Genomic DNA, 652 nt, shown 5'->3' with positions numbered 1-652 from the left:
AACCAGTGTGTCAACCAGGTAAGCAGCGCGATGGCTACCACCACCGGCACAAACACCGACGAGATTTTATCGGCCAACCGCTGCACTGCGGCTTTTGAGCCCTGTGCGTCTTCGACCATACGAATGATACGCGCCAGCGCCGTATTGCTCCCCACACCGGTGGCTTTGACACGCAGCATGCCGCTTTGGTTAAGCGTCGCGCCAAATACTTCGGCACCCACCGCTTTCACTACCGGGACACTCTCGCCGGTCAGCATCGATTCATTGACCTCCGAGAGGCCATCGAGAATGATGCCGTCAACAGGAACACTCTCACCGGGACGCACCACAAAGATATCGCCGCTGTGCAGGCTGGCCACATCGCGATCCTCAATCTCACCGTCCACTTCCACATGGGCGATGGGCGGTTGCAGGTTGAGCAGGCCTTCAATGGCAGCACCGGTTTTGGTTTTCGCTCTGCTTTCCAGCAGCTTACCCAACAGCACCAGCGTAATGATCGCGGCGCTGGCTTCAAAATAGAGATGACCGTGCGGCGTGGTCAGCAGCGTGAACAGGCTGAACAGATAGGCTACGCTGGTTCCCAGCGTGACCAGCACGTCCATATTGGAGGTGCCGCTACGTAACGCGCTCCAGGCGCGACGGTAGAAATGGC

At 58.3% G+C, this 652-nt stretch carries 1 protein-coding gene; it reads right to left on the bottom strand.

From position 1 onward, the window contains the following. Nucleotides 1-652, bottom strand: a 652-nt coding sequence (locus J5224_RS33425; protein ID WP_264629185.1) for an HAD-IC family P-type ATPase, incomplete at both ends; no start/stop codon positions are given.

Source organism: Candidatus Symbiopectobacterium sp. NZEC135, assembly GCF_025962695.1.
This window is presented reverse-complemented; position numbering and strand designations above follow the sequence as displayed.